We start from the raw sequence: 17039 nt of genomic DNA, 5'->3' as shown, positions 1-17039 counted from the left end.
ATTCAGGCAATTATCTAAAACTGTGCCATGGCACTTAAATTGCCTTAAAACATATGTGCCTTATTGTTACAGCGGTGCGTTCTATTAAGTAATCATCACCCGCGGGGAGCTGAACGCTATTCGCCATGAGCGCCATTGAATCTGCTTTCATGAATCTGGCTTATCCTCCGCGGCTCGATCTGGGGCCGCAGCTTACACACGAACAATTGCTCAGTTCGATGCAGTCGACCATGGCGCGCCACAAGGGTGGGCCGGTCTGGCTGTTCGCTTATGGCTCGCTGATCTGGCGCCCTGAATGCGCGGCAGTTGAACGCGTTCGCGGTCGGGTGCATGGCTATCATCGCGGTTTGTATCTGTGGTCCCACGAACATCGCGGCACGCCGGAAGTGCCAGGGCTGGTGTTTGGCCTGGATCGCGGCGGCTCTTGCAGCGGCTTCGCTTATCGTTTGCCTGAAGAGCAACTCGAAGCTTCGCTGTATGCATTATGGCAACGCGAAATGCCATTCCCGTCCTATCGCCCACACTGGCTCAACTGCCGTCTCGAAGACGGAAGCCAGGTTCAGGCATTGGGATTCGTGTTAGAGCGACACCTGCCCAGCTACGCCGGCAACTTGCCGGATCACGTACTGAGCCACGTGTTCGAAAACGCTTGCGGGCGTTACGGCACCACTCGCGATTATGTCGAGCAGACCGCCAACGCCCTGCGTAGCCACGCCATGCCAGACCGGAATCTGGAGGCGCGGCTCAAGCGCTGCAAATCAAAAAGCGATCAGGCGATGGCTTCGCGGGTCTGACTGGCGATCTGCTTGTGCCACAACGTTGGCGCAAGGAACGCCATCGCCAGCAGGCACGCACCAATCAGCAAGACGAAACCGCCGTCCCAGCCGAAATGGTCCACGGTGTAGCCCATGGCTGCACTGGCCGCGACCGAACCGCCCAGGTAACCGAACAGACCGGTGAAGCCCGCAGCCGTACCAGCGGCCTTCTTCGGTGCCAGTTCCAGCGCTTGCAAGCCGATCAGCATCACCGGACCGTAGATCAGGAAACCGATCGAGATCAGCGCAATCATGTCGACCGTCGGGTTGCCGGCCGGGTTGAGCCAATACACCAGTGTCGCCACGGTCACCAGCGCCATGAACACCATGCCGGTCAGGCCACGGTTGCCACGGAAGATCTTGTCCGACATCCAGCCGCACAACAGTGTCCCGGGAATACCTGCCCACTCGTAGAGGAAATACGCCCACGAGGTTTTGTCCACGCTGAAGCCCTTGGCTTCCTTGAGGTAGGTCGGTGCCCAGTCCAGCACGCCGTAGCGCAGCAGGTAGACAAAGACGTTGGCCATTGCGATGTACCAGAGCATTTTGTTGCGCAGCACGTATTTGACGAAGATTTCCTTGGCGCTGAATTCTTCTTCGTGACTGGCGTCGTAGCCTTCCGGGTAATCGTTCTTGTACTTCTCGATCGGTGGCAGGCCGACCGATTGCGGCGTGTCACGCATGGTGGCGAAAGCAAACACCGCGACGGCCATGGCCACAGCAGCCGGCACGTAAAACGCCGCGTGCCAGTCATTGAACAGGCCCATACCCAGCAGGAACAGCGGACCAATCAGGCCACCGCCCACGTTATGCGCCACGTTCCACAACGACACCACGCCACCGCGTTCCTTCTGCGACCACCAGTGCACCATGGTCCGTCCACTCGGCGGCCAACCCATGCCCTGCGCCCAGCCATTGATAAACAGCAGGATGAACATGATGGTCACGCTGGACGTGGCCCAGGGCGCGAAACCGAAAATGAACATCACACCGGCCGAAACCAGCAAGCCGAATGGCAGGAAGAAACGCGGGTTGGAACGGTCGGAGACAATGCCCATCAGGAACTTGGACAAGCCGTAGGCGATAGCAATGGCCGACAACGCCAGGCCCAGCTCACCGCGGGTGTAACCCTCCTCGATCAGATAGGGCATGGCCAGGGAGAAGTTTTTGCGCAGCAGGTAGTAACCCGCGTAGCCGATGAAGATGCCGGCGAAGATCTGCCAGCGATGACGTCGGTAGGCGCTGTCTATTTTTTCTTCAGGCAATGGAGCCTGATGTGCGGCAGGACGAAAGAAAGCAAACATTCAAGAGCTCCAGTTTTCTTGTTTTGACTGCGGATGCGAATGTTACAGTTTCGTTACCGAAAATAGCACTGGTTCGCATCGACGAAACAGCGGAAATGTTGGAGATCGCATGTTCTTTTACGAACATGTCGCTCAGGTATAAATGAAGGGCGCTGTGGGAATTGTTACCTGGCGATCCTTGATGACGTGCTTTTGTCCGGAGTAGGGCGGGGCTTTGGGAAATGTCCTTCGTTTGAATGGGAAGTCGCGGCGTTATGTAAAAAGTCGTCGAGCCTTAACCTTTGTGCGGTTGCCAGGTCTGGCTTTTCAGTCGCGAAGGAGTGGGGTGTATGCGGTGGCTTGTGTGTTTGTATTTGCTGGTTATGTCCATCGAAGTCAGGGCGGGTGAGGTGTTTCTGATTCCGGAGAACAATCCCAAGCCGGTTTACCCGGTGGCGCTTTCTCGAAGCGGTATAACCGGCGCGCTGAATGTCAGCTTTACCGTTCATGCCGACGGATCGGTCAGCCAGGTAGAGGCTTCAAAGGACGCTCATCCCGACCTTGTCGAAGCCTCCCGAACGGCGGTGAGCCAATGGCGATACAAGCCCTGGGAGATTTCCATCGAGCGACCCGCGCAAATCCAGGTGGTCGCGCCGATGGTGTTCAGGCTGGACGACAAGATGCCGATTCATGCCAACGAGGAGTTGAAAAAGTTGAGTTGTGGTGAGGTCGCCAAGGCAGCACTGCGGCTTGCAGACTACTCGTGGGTGGACATGCCGGTGTTCAGCTGGACGCGCAGTTACCTGACCCACTCTCTTGCCCCTACGCAATTGCCGGAGGCGAGACGTCTGGAGCTCATCGCTAAACTCAACAAGAGCGTGCCTTCGATTATTCGGCGTTGTAATACGCATCAGGCGTCACGGTATGTGCGTTTTCTACCGGAGGAAATTCGCGAGTTGCTTTGATTGAAAACCTGGAGCGCTGTCTGTTATCCAGTCATGTATCGAAAAGGCCAGAGCAACCTCATCAGTTGTCCTGGCCTTTTTGCATCTTGCTGCGATTCAGCGAACCTGCACCACCACTTTCCCAACCGCCTTGCGCTGGCCAAGATCATTGATCGCCTGTGCCGCATTGCTCAGCGGATACACCTGCGACACCAGCGGCTTCAACTTGCCCTCGGCAAACCAGCCAAACAACTGCTGGAAGTTCGCGGCGTTGTCCTGCGGCTGGCGTTGAGCAAAAGAACCCCAGAACACGCCAACCACCGCTGCGCCCTTGAGCAGTGCGAGGTTCACAGGAAATTCCGGAATGCGCCCGCTGGCGAAGCCGACCACCAGTAACCGGCCGTTCCAGGCAATGGCGCGGATGGCCTGGTCGAACAGGTCGCCACCGACCGGGTCGTAGATCACGTCGGCGCCCTGGCCGTCGGTCAGGCGTTTGATTTCGTCCTTGAGGCTGGTTTCGCTGTAGTTGATCAGTTCATCGGCGCCCGCAGCCTTGGCCACCGCTAGTTTTTCGGCGCTGCTGGCGGCGGCGATCACGCGGGCGCCCATGGCTTTGCCGATTTCCACGGCGGCCAGGCCAACACCGCCGGACGCACCCAGCACCAGCAGGGTTTCACCCGGTTGCAGGTTGCCGCGTTGCTTGAGCGCGTGCATCGAGGTGCCGTACGTCATGCTGAAAGCCGCGGCGGTGTTGAAGTCCATGGAGGGCGGGATCGGCAGCACGTTGTAGCCTGGAACGGCGACCTGCTCGGCGAAACTGCCCCAACCGGTCAGCGCCATGACCCGGTCACCGACTTTCAGGTGGCTGACTTTCTCGCCCACTGCGCTGACCACGCCGGCCGCTTCGCCACCCGGGGAAAACGGGAAGGGCGGCTTGAACTGGTATTTGCCCTCGATGATCAGCGTGTCCGGGAAATTCACCCCGGCGGCGTGCACCTCCAGCAGGATTTCATTCTTCTTCGCGACAGGGCTGGCGACCTCTTCCAGCACCAGCGATTCGGCAGGGCCGAAGGCTTTGCACAGCACGGCTTTCATCAGGGCTATTCCTTTGGGAGTGATGGCCGATAAGTGTAGGTGTGTGAGTCGACGGGTCAACGAGCATGCCCCGCCCTGATAGTCAGCCATAAGCTTGTGCTTGCGTGGCGGGTCGTTATGCTAGGCCGCAAACCGGATAAGGAGCGAATTGTGAAAGCGTGGATCATGTTGTTGCTGGCCCTGTCTCTGCCTGTGGCAGCAGTGGCTGAAGAAGCCAAAGAAGGTGCAGCCCCAAAGGTTAACTACATCACCCTGAGCCCGCCGTTCGTGGGTAACTATGGGCTGGACGGCACGCCGAAGCTCAAGGTCTACAAGGCTGATGTGGCACTGCGGGTGACGGGCGATGAAGCGACCCAGCTGGTGAAAGCCAACGAGCCGCTGATTCGTAATCAACTGGTGGCGCTGTTTGCCCAGCAGACGACCGAGGCGATGAACAACGTCGAGGCCAAGGAAAAGCTGCGTCAGGAAGCGTTGAAGCAGACCCAGCAGATCATGAACGATGAAACCGGCAAGCCGGTGGTTGAGGATTTGTTGTTCAACAACCTCATCATTCAGTAAGTCCTTTGCCGTCGGGGGAGCCTCTTCGCGAGCCATCTCGCGATAGGGGCGACACGGTCTCTCAGGACGCCAGGCTCTTGCGAAACCGCATCAGCGCAATCGCGAAAAACAGCAGGCCGATGGCCGTGAGCGCCAGCAAATCGGGCCAGACGACAGTGATGCCGGCGTCGCGAAACAGTATCGCGGCGCTCAGGCTGACAAAATGCGTCGACGGCGAGCCCTGCATCACCCACTGCAGCCATTGCGGCATGCTGTCCAGCGGCGTGCTGCCACCGGACAGCAGCAACATCGGGATGATCACTGGAATCGCCAGCAGACCGAATTGGGGCGTTGAACGAGCCAGGGTCGCGAGAAAAATCCCCAGCGCCGTGCTGGCGAACAGGTAAACCGCGGTCACCAGCAGAAACAGGCTCAGGGAGCCGGCCAGCGGCACGCCCAGCGCGCCTTTGACAATGACCTCCAGCGACAGCCAGGTGCACAGCACCACCACCAGCATGTTGCTCCAGATTTTCGCCAGCATGATTTCAAGTGCCGTCAGCGGCAGCACCAGTAAATGGTCGAGGGTGCCGTGTTCGCGTTCACGCAGCAGTGCGGTGCCGGTCAAGATGATGGCAAGGATGGTGATGTTGTTGACGATCTGGATCACCGCCAGAAACCAGCCGCCTTCCAGGTTGGTGTTGAACATCGCGCGAGTGGTCAGCAGCGCCGGTGCTTTACTCGCCACATCGCTCTGGCCGCTGTAATTCAACAATTCGCGCTGGAAAATTCGTCCTATGTAGCCCGCGCCCATGAACGCCTGACTCATGGCGGTGGCGTCGACGTTGACTTGCACGGCGGGTTGACGGCCGGCCAGCAGATCCGTCTGAAAACTCGCCGGTACATTGATGACAAAGGTGTACTGGCCACTGTCCATGACCTGGTCCAGTTGCTCATATGGCAGCGGGACCGGGCGTTGGAATTCCGGAGGTTGCAGCGCCTGGGTCAGTTGTCGCGACAGCAGGCTGTGATCTTCGTCGACGATGGCCACGCTGGCGTTATGCACGCCGATCACCGAGCCCGCCGCCGGCATGTAGATCGCAACCGTAAAGGCGTAAAAGAGGAACAGGAGCAGGACGCTGTCATGCCGCAGGCTGGTGAGTTCCTTGAGACCCAGGCGCAGGATGTGCGCGAGCTTATGCATCAGACCTCCTGCTTTTTCAGCATGACCAGGCTGAGCCCGGTGAATGCGAGGAAGAACCCGAACAATGCGAGGCATTGCGGCCATAACTGTCGCAGGTCCAGCGCTTTGGTAAACGTGCCGACGGCGATGTCGAGGAAGTAACCGGCTGGAAACAGCATCCCCATTACTGCCGCCGCGCCTTCGAGGGATGAGCGCGGCACGATCAGTCCGGAAAACTGGATGGTCGGCAGGCTGGTGATGATCATGGTGCCGAGAATGGCGGCGATCTGGGTTCGGGTGAATGCCGAGATCAACAGGCCCATGCTGGTTGTCGCCAGCACATAAAGGAGCCCGCCGAAGGTCAGCGTCAGGAAGCTGCCCTTGAACGGCACCCCGAACAGCCATCGGTTCATCGCGACCAGTACCGCGAGGTTGATCAGGCTGACAGCCAGATACGGTGCCTGTTTGCCCAGCAGAAATTCGAGCCGGGTCAGCGGTGTGGCATAGAAGTTGGTGATTGACCCCAGTTCCTTCTCGCGCACGATGCCCAGCGCCGTCAGCATGGCGGGGATGAACGCCAGGATCAGCGCCATGACCCCGGGGCCGATGGCGTTGACGCTGACCACGTCCTGGTTGTAGCGGAAGCGGGTTTCCAGTCGGGCGGCGGCTGGCCGGTTCCGCGCGGGGCTGCTCTGTTCGGCCAATTGTTCGATATTGGCCTGGTGCACGGCCTCGACGTAGTTACGGCTGGTCTCGGCGCGAAACGGCATGCCGCCATCGAGCCAGGCTGCCACGGCCGGTTGGCGCCCGGCGTACAGATCCCGGCCAAAACCGGGTGGAATCTCTAGCGCCAGTTTGATTTCCGAGCGCTGCAGGCGGCGATGCAGCTCTTTGGCATCGCGGATGGGGGGCTGCTCGTCGAAGTACCGAGAGCCGCGAAAGGCTTCCAGGTAGGCGCGGCTTTGTGGCGTCTGATCCTGGTCATAGACGGCGAAGGCGAGTTGCTCTACGTCCAGAGAAATGCCGTAGCCGAAAATCACCATCATGAAAATGGCCCCCAGCAGGGCGAAGGCCATCCGCACTTTGTCGCGCAGCAGTTCCTTGCCTTCACGACTCGCCACCGCCCACAGGCGTCCTGGGCTGAAACCGCGATCCTTGGTTGGCAGCGCCGGCATGGCGGGCGCATTCGCAGGCTCTGAAGGTTTTGAAGGCTCAGGGGTGTCCTGGGCCTGTTCCAGGCACGTGACGAATGCAGCTTCCAGCGTCTCGCCCTTGTACTGCTGTTGAAGCGCTGCTGGCGTATCGCAGGCAAGCACTTTGCCAGCGTGCATCAGCGAGATGCGATCGCAACGCTGGGCTTCGTTCATGAAATGAGTGGAGAGGAAAATCGTCACGCCTTGCTCGCGCGACAGCTCGATCAGCAGTCGCCAAAAGTCGTCCCGTGCCGCCGGATCGACGCCGGAAGTCGGTTCGTCGAGGATCAATACTTCCGGACGATGCAGCACCGCCACCGCCAGTGACAGCCGTTGGCGCAAGCCCAAAGGCAACGCCCCGGACTGTTGATCGCAAACACTGCCCAGATTGAAGCGCTGGATCAGCTCGTCAATGCGTTGCGCGCTGTCGGTTTTTGGCAGATCGAACAGCCGTGCGTGCAAATCCAGGTTCTGCCGCACGCTGAGTTCGCCATACAGCGAAAAACTCTGTGACATGAACCCGACCCGTTTGCGGGTGGCCAGGTCCTTGGCATTCACCGGGTTGCCCAGCAGCGTGGCACTGCCTTCACTGGCGGGCATCAGCCCGGTGAGGACTTTCATGGTGGTGGTCTTGCCGCAGCCATTGGAGCCGAGGAAACCGAAAATTTCGCCGCGACCGATGGCAAAGCTGACGTTGTCTACAGCCGTGAAGTCGCCGAAACGCAGGGTCAGATCGTGGGCTTCGATGGCGATGTCGGAGGTGGTGCCGGTTCGAGGCGGAATTACCAGGGGCTGATTGTCGTGGGTACTGTCGCCCTGATAGTGGGTGAAGGCTTCGTCGAGTTTGCCGCTCGAGGTGACTGCCGCCAATTCCTTGCTCAAGCCCGTGGCAATCAGCTTGCCGCCGTCGAGCATCAGGCAATGTTCAAACTGCTCGGCCTCTTCCATGTACGCGGTGGCGACCAGCAGTGTCAGTTGCGGCCGCTGACGCCGCACATCGTCTACCAACTCCCAGAAACGTCGACGGGACAAGGGGTCGACGCCGGTGGTCGGTTCGTCGAGGATCAGCAGGTCCGGCTCATGGATCAACGCACAACACAGGCCCAGCTTCTGCTTCATGCCGCCGGACAGTTTGCCGGCGGGGCGATCGGCAAAACGCAGAAGGTCGGTAGCCAGTAACAGATTGCGCATGCGCTGATCGCATTCGGCTTTTGACAGGCCAAACAGGGTAGCGAAAAAGTGGATGTTCTCGCTGATCGACAGCTCTGGATAAAGGTTGCCGCCCAAGCCTTGGGGCATGAAGGCGATGCGCGCATAGAGGGTGTTGCGATGGCGACGATCCTGGATCGAGCCGCCGAGCACCTCCAATTGTCCTTGCTGCAGCGTTTTCACCCCGGCGATCAGCCCCAGCAGGCTCGATTTGCCGGCGCCATCGGGGCCGATCAGGCCGCAACGGGTCCCGGCGGGCAGGCTGAACGCGATATCACTCAGCGCCTGTTGTTTGCCGTAGCGATGATTGATGCCGGTCGCATGAACCGCCAGTTCGGTCATTGCAGATTGGCCGGCCAGCCAACAGGGGCGGTGCGCACATAGCCGGCACCGGGCATGCCGGGTTTGGCCTGGGGCAGGGCGCTGGGATCAGTCAGGCGTAACTTGACGCGGAATACCAGTTTTTGCCGCTCGTCGCGAGTCTCGACTTCTTTAGGGGTGAATTGCGACTTGGCTGCCACAAAGCTGATTTTTGCCGGCAATGGGTGATCAGGCAGGGCATCGAGCAAAATCCGCGCTTCGTCGCCAACTGCCAAGCGCCCGGTTACGGAGGCCGGGAGGTAGAGGTTCATGTATTGATCGTTTGGGTCGATCAGCAGCAATACGCGCCCGCCGGCGCCCAACACTTCGCCGGGCTCGGCCATGCGCAGCTGGATCACCCCATCGATCGGGGCTCGCAAACTGCTGTCATCGATTTCGCTGGTCAACTGTGCGACTTGTGCCTGAGCGGCGCCAATCGCCGCACCCACCGCGGACTCTTGCGCGCGAGCGGCGGCGACGGCGGCATTGCCGGTGCCGATACGCGCCTGCTGTTGATCGATGATCTGACCGCTGACGAAACCATGCTTGAACAGCGTCTGGGAGCGATTGAGTTCCTGTTGAGCGAGCAGTTGTTCGCTCAGGCGCAATTGCACGTTGGCTTGTGCGGCGGCGAGGTTTTCCCGGGTGCGCAACACTTCTGCTTCTGCCTGGCGGCGTTGGGCTTCAAGGGTGCGAGTGTCCATCCGGGCCAGCAGTTGGCCCTTGGTGACTTTGTCGCCTTCGTCGACGAGCACCTCGGCCAGTCGCCCCGGTGTTTTGCTGGCGATCTGCACTTCGGTGGCTTCGAGGCGGCCGTTGCCGACATACAGGCCTTCGGGCAGACGGTCATGCATCGACTTCCAGTAGCCAAAACCGCCGGCGGCCAGGAGCAGAACCATTAAAGAACCGGCAAAAAAAATCGAAGAGCGGCTGTGCGTAGACATGCGAGCATCCTGCGTATGTTACGTCCTAGTCTGGCTGATCAAACGCCAAGGCGATTTGATGCCAGTCAACTGAGGGTCAAGCCTAACCCTATTGGGCGGGGAAAAGAGAATGACCGGGTGGTTCTGCCTTATTTAACGTAAATCGAGGACCGCCGCCCATTGCTCGGCGGTTACTGGCATCACTGACAGCCGCGAACCTTTCTGCACCAGGGGCATCTCGGCCAGCGCGGTTTGCTGTTTCAGGTAGTCGAGTTTCAGGACGTTCGTGAACGTTTCGACGTGGGCCACATCGATCGCACTCCAGGCGTTTTTCTCGGCGGTGGCCTTCGGGTCGTAGTAATGACTCTCGGGCTCCAGTGCGGTCGGGTCCGGATAGGCCGCTTCGACAATCTTGCCGATCCCGGCAATCCCGGGCTCAGGGCAGCTGGAATGGTAGAAGAAGAACTCGTCGCCGACCGCCATGGCCCTCAGAAAATTCCGCGCCTGGTAGTTGCGAACCCCGTCCCAGCGCGCTTTGCCAAGCCTCTCCAGACCTTTGATCGAGAGTTCGTCGGGCTCGGATTTCATCAGCCAATAGGCCATGGTTTTTGCTCCTTGCGAATCGGGTGGGCAAGTTGTCGGGCAATTTTATGACAAACCGACAGTCGGTTGACGCCAGCGTTTGCGTGTCGGTTCACGTTGTCGCAAAATGCCGGCCTTCTAAGCTTGACGCTGCTGCACGGCCTACACCTACAACGGAAACCGCTGCTGTCATCGTGTTGATGTGCCTTTGGGGGGCAATCGATGAAACGCAAACCGGATTTACTATGGATATTGGTTATTTTGTTCGGCCTTGGCGTCGTGACCACGGGCTATGCCCAAAGCCTGTGGAACAACAAGACCGATGCGCCGGTTGAAATCGCGCAGCAACAACAGCCGTCGGCCTTCAAACGCTGAACCTGCTTTTCGACGCCGCTGATTCCAGTGGCGTCTAGCCTGCGTAATACCAGGCCTTGTCCGTCACCGTTCCTTGCAGCGGCACATCCCAGCTCGCTTGAGCCAATCGTTCGACCTTCTGACATTCATGGGCCAGCCCTAACAGCGTCGGCTTGCGCCAGTTTTTCCGTCGCGCCAGGTACGCCAGGCTTCGATCGTAAAAACCGCCACCCATGCCGAGTCGCCCGCCGACATCGTCGAATCCCACCAACGGCAACAGCACCAGGTCGAGGGCCCAGACTTTGCGTTGCCGGGCGAGGTTGTGCCGGGGTTCGAGAATGCGAAAACGGTTGGGCCTGAGTTTTTCGCCGGGTCGAATTCGCTGGAACACCATTTTGGTTCGCGGCCAGGCACTGAGCACCGGCAAATAAGTCGCCTTGCCTCGACGTTGCGCGGCACGCAGCAACAGACGCGGGTCGATTTCACCGTCGGTGGGCAGGTACAGGGAGATATGTTTTGCGCGCCGAAACAACGGCTGCTGGGACAATTGCTTGTACAGCCCGCGAGCGGCCTGGCGCTGTTGACTGGGAGTCAGTGCGCGGCGGGCCTTGCGCAGCATGCGTCGAAGTTGCGGGCGGGGCAGCAGCGCAGGTTCGGTCATGGATTCTGGCTTCGGCAGTGCGGGTACACAAAGCGTACCCGTAAAAAAGCCGATGCCGGTATTGAACCGGCATCGGACTGGAATCAGGCTCCCCGGATGAACCGCTGCTGACTTAGCCCTTGAACCCGAAAGTTCAAGGTGGAAGATGCAGTAGGCTTTAAGGCTTTCCGTCTAGCGGACATGCACACCAGCCCAACGTGCAGCCTCCAGGGTAGTGCGAATCGGCTCAGGGACGTGGTCAACTGGCAAGCACCCCAGGGAGTGCTGCGAGTATAACCCAAGCGGTCCGGCGAATCAGCCCTTGGTGACGTCCGGATCGGTGGCAAGCACCAGATCGACGCGATCCAGCAGGTCGCGAACCTGCTCACGGGTCGAGCCGCTGACCTGTACATCCGGACTTTCTTGCTTATGCAGAAGGTCGTGCGTGATGTTCAGCGCCGCCATCACGGCGATGCGATCGGCGCCGATGACTTTGCCGCTGCTGCGGATTTCACGCATCTTGCCGTCCAGGTAACGGGCAGCGCTCACCAGATTGCTGCGCTCTTCCTGGGGGCAGATGATCGAGTATTCTTTGTCGAGGATCTGCACGGTAACGCTATTGCTTGAACTCATGAGTCTTGCTCCAGGGCCTTGAGGCGCGAAATCATCGATTCGACCTTACGCCGCGCGATTTCGTTTTTTTCAATGAGGTGCGCGCGTTCCTCGCGCCAGGTCTTTTCCTGAGCTAGTAGGAGTCCGTTTTGACTCTTAAGTTGCTCGACTCGGCTAATTAGCAGTTCGAGTCTGGCCATCAGCGCTTGCAGGTCGGTGTCTTCCATTTTGTCCACTGAGATTCATCTGATGGGTGGTAGCTGGCGGACAGCCTTTAATAGTCTTGGCGAGTCTGTCGATGTAGGATACAAGGCCTTCATTCTAGACATAGCGCCGTCTGGCGCCTAGCTGCCCATGCCCATTCAGAATTCCCCGTACAAAGCCTTCGCCACCCTGCTGACTTCCAGCGGTCATAACGTCTCGCCTGCCGAACTGCATGGCCTGCTGCTCGGCCGCAGCTGCGCCGGTGCCGGTTTCGATGCCGAAGGCTGGCTGGTCGATGCCGCCGAGCTGCTAGAAGGCGAGCCGCAAGACAACGTTCGCAATGCCTTGATCGGCCTGCAAGAAATGGTCAAGGGCGAGCTCACCGGCGACGACGTGACCGTCGTTCTGCTGCTGCCGACCGATGACGAGCCGCTGGCTGATCGTGCCGCGGCACTGGGCCAATGGTGCCAGGGCTTCCTCAGCGGTTTCGGCCTGAACTGCCGTGACAGCAGCATGCTGAGCACCGAGGCCACCGAAGTGTTGCAGGATCTGGCGGCCATCGCCCAGGTGCAAGACGCGCTGGAAGAGTCCGACGACGGCGAAAGCGACTACATGGAAGTCATGGAGTACCTGCGCGTCGCACCGCTGCTGCTGTTCTCCGAAACCAAAAAGCCGGACGCGCCGGCTGCCGCCAAACCGTCGTTGCATTAATCGCGAGCCAGGAAAAGCCATCTGCCCATGATTCATATCCCGAAATCGGAATACAGCCGTCGCCGCAAGGCCTTGATGGCGCAGATGGAACCCAACAGCATCGCCATTTTGCCCGCCGCCGCGGTTGCCATCCGCAATCGCGATGTCGAGCACGTTTACCGCCAGGACAGTGACTTCCAGTACCTCAGCGGTTTCCCCGAGCCGCAAGCCGTTATCGTGCTGATGCCGGGTCGTGAGCATGGCGAATACCTGCTGTTCTGCCGTGAACGCAACGTCGAGCGAGAACTCTGGGACGGCCTGCGCGCCGGTCAGGAAGGCGCGATCCGTGACTTCGGTGCTGATGATGCTTTCCCCATTACCGACATCGACGACATCCTGCCGGGCCTGATCGAAGGCCGCGACCGGGTGTATTCGGCCATGGGCAGCAATCCGGAATTCGATCGGCACCTGATGGACTGGATCAACGTGATCCGCTCCAAGGCGCACCTCGGCGCCCAGCCGCCGAACGAATTCGTTGCCCTGGATCATCTGCTGCACGACATGCGTCTGTATAAATCGGCGGCAGAAGTGAAGGTTATGCGCGAAGCCGCGCGGATTTCCGCTCAGGCGCATATCCGTGCGATGCAGGCCTGCCGGGCCGGGTTGCATGAGTTCAGTCTGGAAGCCGAGCTCGATTACGAGTTCCGCAAGGGCGGGGCGAAGATGCCGGCCTATGGTTCGATCGTCGCGGCCGGGCGCAACAGCTGCATCCTGCATTACCAGCAGAACGACGCGGTGCTCAAGGACGGCGATCTGGTGCTGATCGACGCCGGTTGCGAGATCGACTGCTACGCCAGCGACATTACGCGCACCTGGCCGGTCAACGGCAAGTATTCCGCGGAACAGAAGGCGATCTACGAGTTGGTGCTGGCTTCCCAGGAAGCGGCATTTGCCGAAATCGCCCCGAACAAACACTGGAACCAGGCGCACGAAGCCACGGTTAAAGTCATCACTGCCGGGCTGGTGAAACTGGGTTTGTTGCAGGGCGACGTCGACGAGTTGATCGCCAGCGAAGCCTATAAAGCGTTTTACATGCATCGCGCCGGCCACTGGCTGGGCATGGATGTGCATGACGTCGGCGAGTACAAGGTCGGCGGCGAATGGCGCGTGCTGGAAGTCGGCATGGCGCTGACCGTGGAGCCGGGGATCTACATTGCCCCGGACAACCAGAACGTAGCGAAGAAATGGCGCGGCATTGGCGTGCGCATCGAGGACGACGTCGTGGTCACCAAAACCGGCTGTGAAATCCTGACCAGCGGCGTACCGAAAACGGTCGCCGAGATCGAGGCCTTGATGGCTGAAGCGCGGACAAAAGCGGCATGAGTCGAATCAATCTTGCAATCATTGGTGGCGGCCTGGTCGGCGCGAGCCTGGCATTGGCGCTGCAGGCCGGGGCCAAGGCTCGCGGCTGGAAGATCGTGCTGATCGAGCCGTTTGCCCCCGGCCACACCTACCAACCGAGCTATGATGCCCGGTCCTCGGCGTTGTCCTACGGCGCCAAGCAGATTTATCAACGGTTGGGCGCGTGGCAGGAAATCTCCCGCCGCGCGGAGCCGATCAAGCAGATCCACGTCTCCGACCGTGGTCGTTTCTCCACCGCGCGATTGTCGGCGATGGAAGAGGGCGTGCCGGCGCTGGGCTATGTGGTGGAAAACGCCTGGCTCGGCCAATGCCTCTGGCAAGGTCTGGACAAGGACGTGGTCACCTGGCGCTGCCCGGCGGAAGTCACGCGCATGGAGCCGCTGACCGATGGCTATCGCCTGACCCTCAATGATGAAACCACCCTGGAATGCGACCTCGCGGTGCTGGCGGATGGCGGCCGTTCCGGCCTGCGCGAGCAACTGGGGATTGGTATCAAACAACGCCCGTACAACCAGAGTGCGCTGATCGCCAACATCACCCCGAGCGAAGCGCACAACGGCATGGCCTTCGAACGTTTCACCGACGATGGCCCGATGGCGTTGTTGCCGCTGCCGGAAAACCGCTGTGCCCTGGTCTGGACCCGTCTGGGCATGGACGCGCAACGGCTGGCCGCCCTGGATGAACGCAGTTTCCTCAGCGAATTGCAGGGCGTGTTCGGTTATCGCCTCGGCACCTTGAAACAGGTCGGCGCGCGGCATCTTTACCCGCTGACACTGATTGAAGCCGAAGAGCAGGTGCGTCCGCATCTGGCGATTCTCGGCAACGCCGCTCACAGCCTGCACCCGATTGCCGGCCAGGGTTTCAACCTGTCCCTGCGAGATGCGCAGGCGTTGGCGGATGCGCTGCTCGCGAGCGAGAAAGCCCCCGGCGACTTTGCGACCTTGCAGGCTTACCGCGAGCGTCAGCGTCTGGATCAAAACCTGACCGTGGGATTTTCCGATCAGGTCACGCGGTTGTTCGGCAGTACTCAACCGCTGGTCTCGCTGGGCCGAAACATCGGCCTGCTCGGCCTCGATCTGCTGCCACCGGCCAAGCGTTGGTTCGCCCGGCAGGCCATGGGCCTGGGTACGCGTCCCGATGCTTGAGTGGTTGACGAGCCGGTTCGGCAAAGCACGATTGTTGCGCTGGTTCATGACCTTCTACCCGCCGTACCTTGGCGCCGGGGTCCGCGTGCGGCACATCAGCGATGACTTCCGGGACATCAAGGTGTCCATGGGGTTGGGCTGGTACAACCGCAATAACGTCGGCACTCAGTTCGGTGGCAGCCTGTATTCGATGGTCGATCCGTTCTATATGTTGATGTTGATGGAAAACCTCGGCCGTCGGTTCATCGTCTGGGACAAAGCGGCGGACATCGATTTCATCTCGCCAGGCAAAGGTCCGGTGTTCGCCAGTTTCAGGATCGACGAAACCTTGCTCGACGAGATCCGCCAACAAACGGCGAACGGCGAAAAATACCTGCCGCAATTGCAGGTCGATATCCACGACGGCGCCGGCACCCTGGTGGCCCGTGTCCGGAAAACCCTTTACGTGCGGCTCAAGCCGCAAGCGAGACAGGCTTAAAGCATGGAAATGCGCGCAGATCTGCTGATTGTCGGGGCCGGAATGGTCGGCAGCGCCCTGGCGCTGGCGTTGCAGGACAGCGGGCTGGAAGTCCTGCTGCTGGACGGCAGCCCGATGAGCGTCAAACCCTTCGACGGGCAGGCGCCGTTCGAACCGCGAGTGAGCGCCTTGTCGGCCGCCAGCCAGCGGATTCTCGAACGGCTGGGGGTCTGGGATGGCATCGCCAGCCGGCGCAGCAGTCCTTACACCGACATGCACGTCTGGGACGGCAGCGGCACCGGGCAAATCCACTTCTCGGCCTCCAGCGTTCACGCCGAGGTGCTCGGGCATATCGTCGAGAACCGCGTGGTTCAGGACGCCTTGCTCGACCGCTTGCACGACTGCGACCTGGGGATGCTGGCCAATGCGCGTCTGGAACAAATGCGCCGCTCCGGTGACGACTGGCTGCTGACCCTGGCCGATGGCCGCACCTTGCGTGCGCCTTTGGTGATCGCGGCGGACGGTGCCAACTCGGCGGTGCGGCGCCTGACCGGCGTGGCCACGCGCGAGTGGGATTATCTGCACCACGCAATCGTCACCAGCGTGCGCAGCTCACAACCCCACCAGATGACGGCCTGGCAACGGTTCACCGATCATGGTCCATTGGCGTTTCTGCCTCTGGAGCGGGACGGTCGGCAGGATTGGTGTTCGATCGTCTGGTCGACCACGCCGAGTGAGGCCGAACGCTTGATGGCGCTGGATGATGAAGGTTTCTGTCGCGAGTTGGAGCAAGCCTTTGAGGGTCGTTTGGGTTCGGTTCTAAGCGCCGATCCACGGCTGTGCGTGCCGCTGCGCCAGCGCCATGCAAAGCGCTACGTGGCTGAAGGCCTGGCGCTGATCGGCGATGCGGCGCACACCATTCACCCGTTGGCCGGGCAGGGCGTGAACCTCGGTTTCCTCGATGCCGCCGTGCTCGCCGAAGTGCTGCTGCAAGCGGCAGAGCGTGGCGAACGGTTGGCTGACGTGAAAGTGCTGAGCCGCTACGAGCGTCGGCGCATGCCGCACAATCTGGCGTTGATGGCGGCGATGGAAGGCTTCGAGCGGTTGTTCCAGGCAGATCCGTTGCCGGTGCGCTGGCTGCGTAATGCCGGGTTGAAGATGATTGACCAGATGCCGGAGGCCAAGGCGTTGTTTGTGCGTGAGGCGCTGGGGTTGATCGGGGATTTGCCGGCACTTGCCAAGGCTTGAGATTTTCACTGCGGCTGATGGCCTCATCGCGGGCTTGCCCGCGAAGGGGCCGGTAAAACGATCCCATGTCTCATGCCATGCAACATCTGGTAACTTCTCCGCCAACTGATCGATTGAGAACCTAAATGTGAGTCCTTATCATTTGG

General features: G+C 60.2%; 18 protein-coding genes and 1 other RNA gene. 9 read left to right on the top strand and 10 right to left on the bottom strand.

Annotated elements, in window-relative coordinates; genetic code table 11:
- Positions 1–125: 125 nt before the first annotated feature.
- Complete coding sequence (locus ACM6IQ_RS01325; protein ID WP_017341399.1) at positions 126–794, top strand: gamma-glutamylcyclotransferase; 669 nt, start codon at positions 126–128, stop codon at positions 792–794.
- Here the strand turns inward: ACM6IQ_RS01325 and glpT are convergent.
- Positions 770–2119: a glycerol-3-phosphate transporter gene (gene glpT / locus ACM6IQ_RS01320; RefSeq protein ID WP_017341398.1), complete on the bottom strand. Its 1350-nt coding sequence runs from the start codon at positions 2117–2119 to the stop codon at positions 770–772. The two genes, ACM6IQ_RS01325 and glpT, sit on opposite strands and share 25 nt — an antisense overlap.
- Positions 2120–2448: 329 nt before the next feature.
- Here glpT and ACM6IQ_RS01315 point away from each other — a divergent pair, with 329 nt between their 5' ends.
- Positions 2449–3063, top strand: a complete 615-nt coding sequence (locus ACM6IQ_RS01315) for an energy transducer TonB (protein ID WP_414877926.1) — start codon at positions 2449–2451, stop codon at positions 3061–3063.
- 96 nt (positions 3064–3159) lie between these two features.
- Here ACM6IQ_RS01315 and ACM6IQ_RS01310 read toward each other — a convergent pair whose 3' ends face one another.
- Positions 3160–4137 carry an NADPH:quinone oxidoreductase family protein gene (locus tag ACM6IQ_RS01310; protein ID WP_414877925.1) on the bottom strand — a complete coding sequence of 326 codons (978 nt, stop codon included), beginning with the start codon at positions 4135–4137 and terminating at the stop codon, positions 3160–3162.
- A gap of 150 nt (positions 4138–4287) precedes the next feature.
- On the opposite strand from ACM6IQ_RS01310, the gene ACM6IQ_RS01305 reads away from it, so the two are divergent.
- Positions 4288–4695, top strand: a complete 408-nt coding sequence (locus ACM6IQ_RS01305; RefSeq protein ID WP_031319172.1) for a flagellar basal body-associated protein FliL — start codon at positions 4288–4290, stop codon at positions 4693–4695.
- 61 nt (positions 4696–4756) lie between these two features.
- On the opposite strand, the gene ACM6IQ_RS01300 is transcribed toward ACM6IQ_RS01305, so the two are convergent.
- From ACM6IQ_RS01300 to ACM6IQ_RS01285, 4 genes are all read right to left on the bottom strand, one after another.
- The gene (locus tag ACM6IQ_RS01300; protein ID WP_017341394.1) at positions 4757–5875 is read right to left on the bottom strand and encodes an ABC transporter permease; all 1119 of its coding nucleotides are present in this window, start codon (positions 5873–5875) and stop codon (positions 4757–4759) included.
- Entirely contained in the window at positions 5875–8598 is a 2724-nt protein-coding gene (rbbA, locus tag ACM6IQ_RS01295) for a ribosome-associated ATPase/putative transporter RbbA (RefSeq protein ID WP_414877924.1), read from the bottom strand. Before rbbA ends, ACM6IQ_RS01300 begins: the two co-directional genes overlap by 1 nt.
- Positions 8595–9560 carry an HlyD family secretion protein gene (locus tag ACM6IQ_RS01290; protein ID WP_017341392.1) on the bottom strand — a complete coding sequence of 322 codons (966 nt, stop codon included), beginning with the start codon at positions 9558–9560 and terminating at the stop codon, positions 8595–8597. The genes rbbA and ACM6IQ_RS01290 overlap by 4 nt, the downstream gene beginning before the upstream one ends.
- A 132-nt stretch (positions 9561–9692) precedes the next feature.
- Positions 9693–10142: an EVE domain-containing protein gene (locus tag ACM6IQ_RS01285; protein ID WP_414877923.1), complete on the bottom strand. Its 450-nt coding sequence runs from the start codon at positions 10140–10142 to the stop codon at positions 9693–9695.
- 201 nt (positions 10143–10343) lie between these two features.
- Here ACM6IQ_RS01285 and ACM6IQ_RS01280 point away from each other — a divergent pair, with 201 nt between their 5' ends.
- Positions 10344–10496, top strand: a complete 153-nt coding sequence (locus tag ACM6IQ_RS01280; RefSeq protein WP_017341390.1) for a hypothetical protein — start codon at positions 10344–10346, stop codon at positions 10494–10496.
- A 34-nt stretch (positions 10497–10530) separates the two neighbouring features.
- Here ACM6IQ_RS01280 and ACM6IQ_RS01275 read toward each other — a convergent pair whose 3' ends face one another.
- The 4 genes from ACM6IQ_RS01275 to ACM6IQ_RS01260 form a co-directional block, all read right to left on the bottom strand.
- A complete protein-coding gene (locus ACM6IQ_RS01275; RefSeq protein ID WP_414877922.1) occupies positions 10531–11136 on the bottom strand; it encodes a 5-formyltetrahydrofolate cyclo-ligase in 606 nt (201 codons plus the stop codon).
- An 85-nt stretch (positions 11137–11221) separates the two neighbouring features.
- Positions 11222–11400, bottom strand: a non-coding RNA gene (gene ssrS / locus ACM6IQ_RS01270) — 6S RNA.
- A gap of 30 nt (positions 11401–11430) precedes the next feature.
- Positions 11431–11748, bottom strand: coding sequence for a cell division protein ZapA (locus tag ACM6IQ_RS01265; protein WP_017341388.1), 318 nt, complete (start codon positions 11746–11748; stop codon positions 11431–11433).
- A complete protein-coding gene (locus ACM6IQ_RS01260) occupies positions 11745–11954 on the bottom strand; it encodes a TIGR02449 family protein (protein ID WP_007942437.1) in 210 nt (69 codons plus the stop codon). Before ACM6IQ_RS01260 ends, ACM6IQ_RS01265 begins: the two co-directional genes overlap by 4 nt.
- Positions 11955–12081: 127 nt before the next feature.
- Between ACM6IQ_RS01260 and ACM6IQ_RS01255 the strand changes: the two genes are divergently transcribed.
- The 5 genes from ACM6IQ_RS01255 to ACM6IQ_RS01235 are packed head-to-tail and all read left to right on the top strand — an operon-like array spanning position 12082 to position 16893.
- The gene (locus ACM6IQ_RS01255) at positions 12082–12642 is read left to right on the top strand and encodes a YecA family protein (RefSeq protein WP_017341386.1); all 561 of its coding nucleotides are present in this window, start codon (positions 12082–12084) and stop codon (positions 12640–12642) included.
- 27 nt (positions 12643–12669) lie between these two features.
- Complete coding sequence (pepP, locus tag ACM6IQ_RS01250; RefSeq protein ID WP_017341385.1) at positions 12670–14004, top strand: Xaa-Pro aminopeptidase; 1335 nt, start codon at positions 12670–12672, stop codon at positions 14002–14004.
- Positions 14001–15188, top strand: a complete 1188-nt coding sequence (gene ubiH, locus ACM6IQ_RS01245) for a 2-octaprenyl-6-methoxyphenyl hydroxylase (protein ID WP_414877921.1) — start codon at positions 14001–14003, stop codon at positions 15186–15188. Before pepP ends, ubiH begins: the two co-directional genes overlap by 4 nt.
- Positions 15181–15666 (top strand): DUF4442 domain-containing protein, encoded by a 486-nt coding sequence (locus ACM6IQ_RS01240; RefSeq protein WP_017341383.1) that lies wholly within the window; start codon positions 15181–15183, stop codon positions 15664–15666. Before ubiH ends, ACM6IQ_RS01240 begins: the two co-directional genes overlap by 8 nt.
- Positions 15667–15675: 9 nt before the next feature.
- Complete coding sequence (locus ACM6IQ_RS01235) at positions 15676–16893, top strand: 2-octaprenyl-3-methyl-6-methoxy-1,4-benzoquinol hydroxylase (RefSeq protein WP_193393011.1); 1218 nt, start codon at positions 15676–15678, stop codon at positions 16891–16893.
- The last annotated feature ends 146 nt before the right edge of the window (positions 16894–17039 follow it).

The sequence above is a fragment of the Pseudomonas sp. IT-P100 genome (assembly GCF_949767185.1).
GTDB classification, from domain to species: Bacteria; Pseudomonadota; Gammaproteobacteria; order Pseudomonadales; family Pseudomonadaceae; genus Aquipseudomonas; species Aquipseudomonas fluorescens_B.
This window is presented reverse-complemented; position numbering and strand designations above follow the sequence as displayed.

Excerpts from the sequence above, each read along its gene's own strand:
- ACM6IQ_RS01255 (WP_017341386.1), top strand. The coding sequence starts at position 12,082 with ATGCCCATTCAGAATTCCCCGTACAAAGCCTTCGCCACCCTGCTGACT.
- ACM6IQ_RS01325 (WP_017341399.1), top strand. The coding sequence starts at position 126 with ATGAGCGCCATTGAATCTGCTTTCATGAATCTGGCTTATCCTCCGCGG.
- ACM6IQ_RS01315 (WP_414877926.1), top strand. The coding sequence starts at position 2,449 with ATGCGGTGGCTTGTGTGTTTGTATTTGCTGGTTATGTCCATCGAAGTC.
- pepP (WP_017341385.1), top strand. The coding sequence starts at position 12,670 with ATGATTCATATCCCGAAATCGGAATACAGCCGTCGCCGCAAGGCCTTG.
- ACM6IQ_RS01260 (WP_007942437.1), bottom strand. The coding sequence starts at position 11,954 with ATGGAAGACACCGACCTGCAAGCGCTGATGGCCAGACTCGAACTGCTA.
- ACM6IQ_RS01290 (WP_017341392.1), bottom strand. The coding sequence starts at position 9,560 with ATGTCTACGCACAGCCGCTCTTCGATTTTTTTTGCCGGTTCTTTAATG.
- ACM6IQ_RS01235 (WP_193393011.1), top strand. The coding sequence starts at position 15,676 with ATGCGCGCAGATCTGCTGATTGTCGGGGCCGGAATGGTCGGCAGCGCC.
- ACM6IQ_RS01310 (WP_414877925.1), bottom strand. The coding sequence starts at position 4,137 with ATGAAAGCCGTGCTGTGCAAAGCCTTCGGCCCTGCCGAATCGCTGGTG.
- ACM6IQ_RS01285 (WP_414877923.1), bottom strand. The coding sequence starts at position 10,142 with ATGGCCTATTGGCTGATGAAATCCGAGCCCGACGAACTCTCGATCAAA.
- ACM6IQ_RS01300 (WP_017341394.1), bottom strand. The coding sequence starts at position 5,875 with ATGCATAAGCTCGCGCACATCCTGCGCCTGGGTCTCAAGGAACTCACC.
- rbbA (WP_414877924.1), bottom strand. The coding sequence starts at position 8,598 with ATGACCGAACTGGCGGTTCATGCGACCGGCATCAATCATCGCTACGGC.
- ACM6IQ_RS01265 (WP_017341388.1), bottom strand. The coding sequence starts at position 11,748 with ATGAGTTCAAGCAATAGCGTTACCGTGCAGATCCTCGACAAAGAATAC.
- ACM6IQ_RS01280 (WP_017341390.1), top strand. The coding sequence starts at position 10,344 with ATGAAACGCAAACCGGATTTACTATGGATATTGGTTATTTTGTTCGGC.
- ACM6IQ_RS01240 (WP_017341383.1), top strand. The coding sequence starts at position 15,181 with ATGCTTGAGTGGTTGACGAGCCGGTTCGGCAAAGCACGATTGTTGCGC.
- glpT (WP_017341398.1), bottom strand. The coding sequence starts at position 2,119 with ATGTTTGCTTTCTTTCGTCCTGCCGCACATCAGGCTCCATTGCCTGAA.
- ubiH (WP_414877921.1), top strand. The coding sequence starts at position 14,001 with ATGAGTCGAATCAATCTTGCAATCATTGGTGGCGGCCTGGTCGGCGCG.
- ACM6IQ_RS01275 (WP_414877922.1), bottom strand. The coding sequence starts at position 11,136 with ATGACCGAACCTGCGCTGCTGCCCCGCCCGCAACTTCGACGCATGCTG.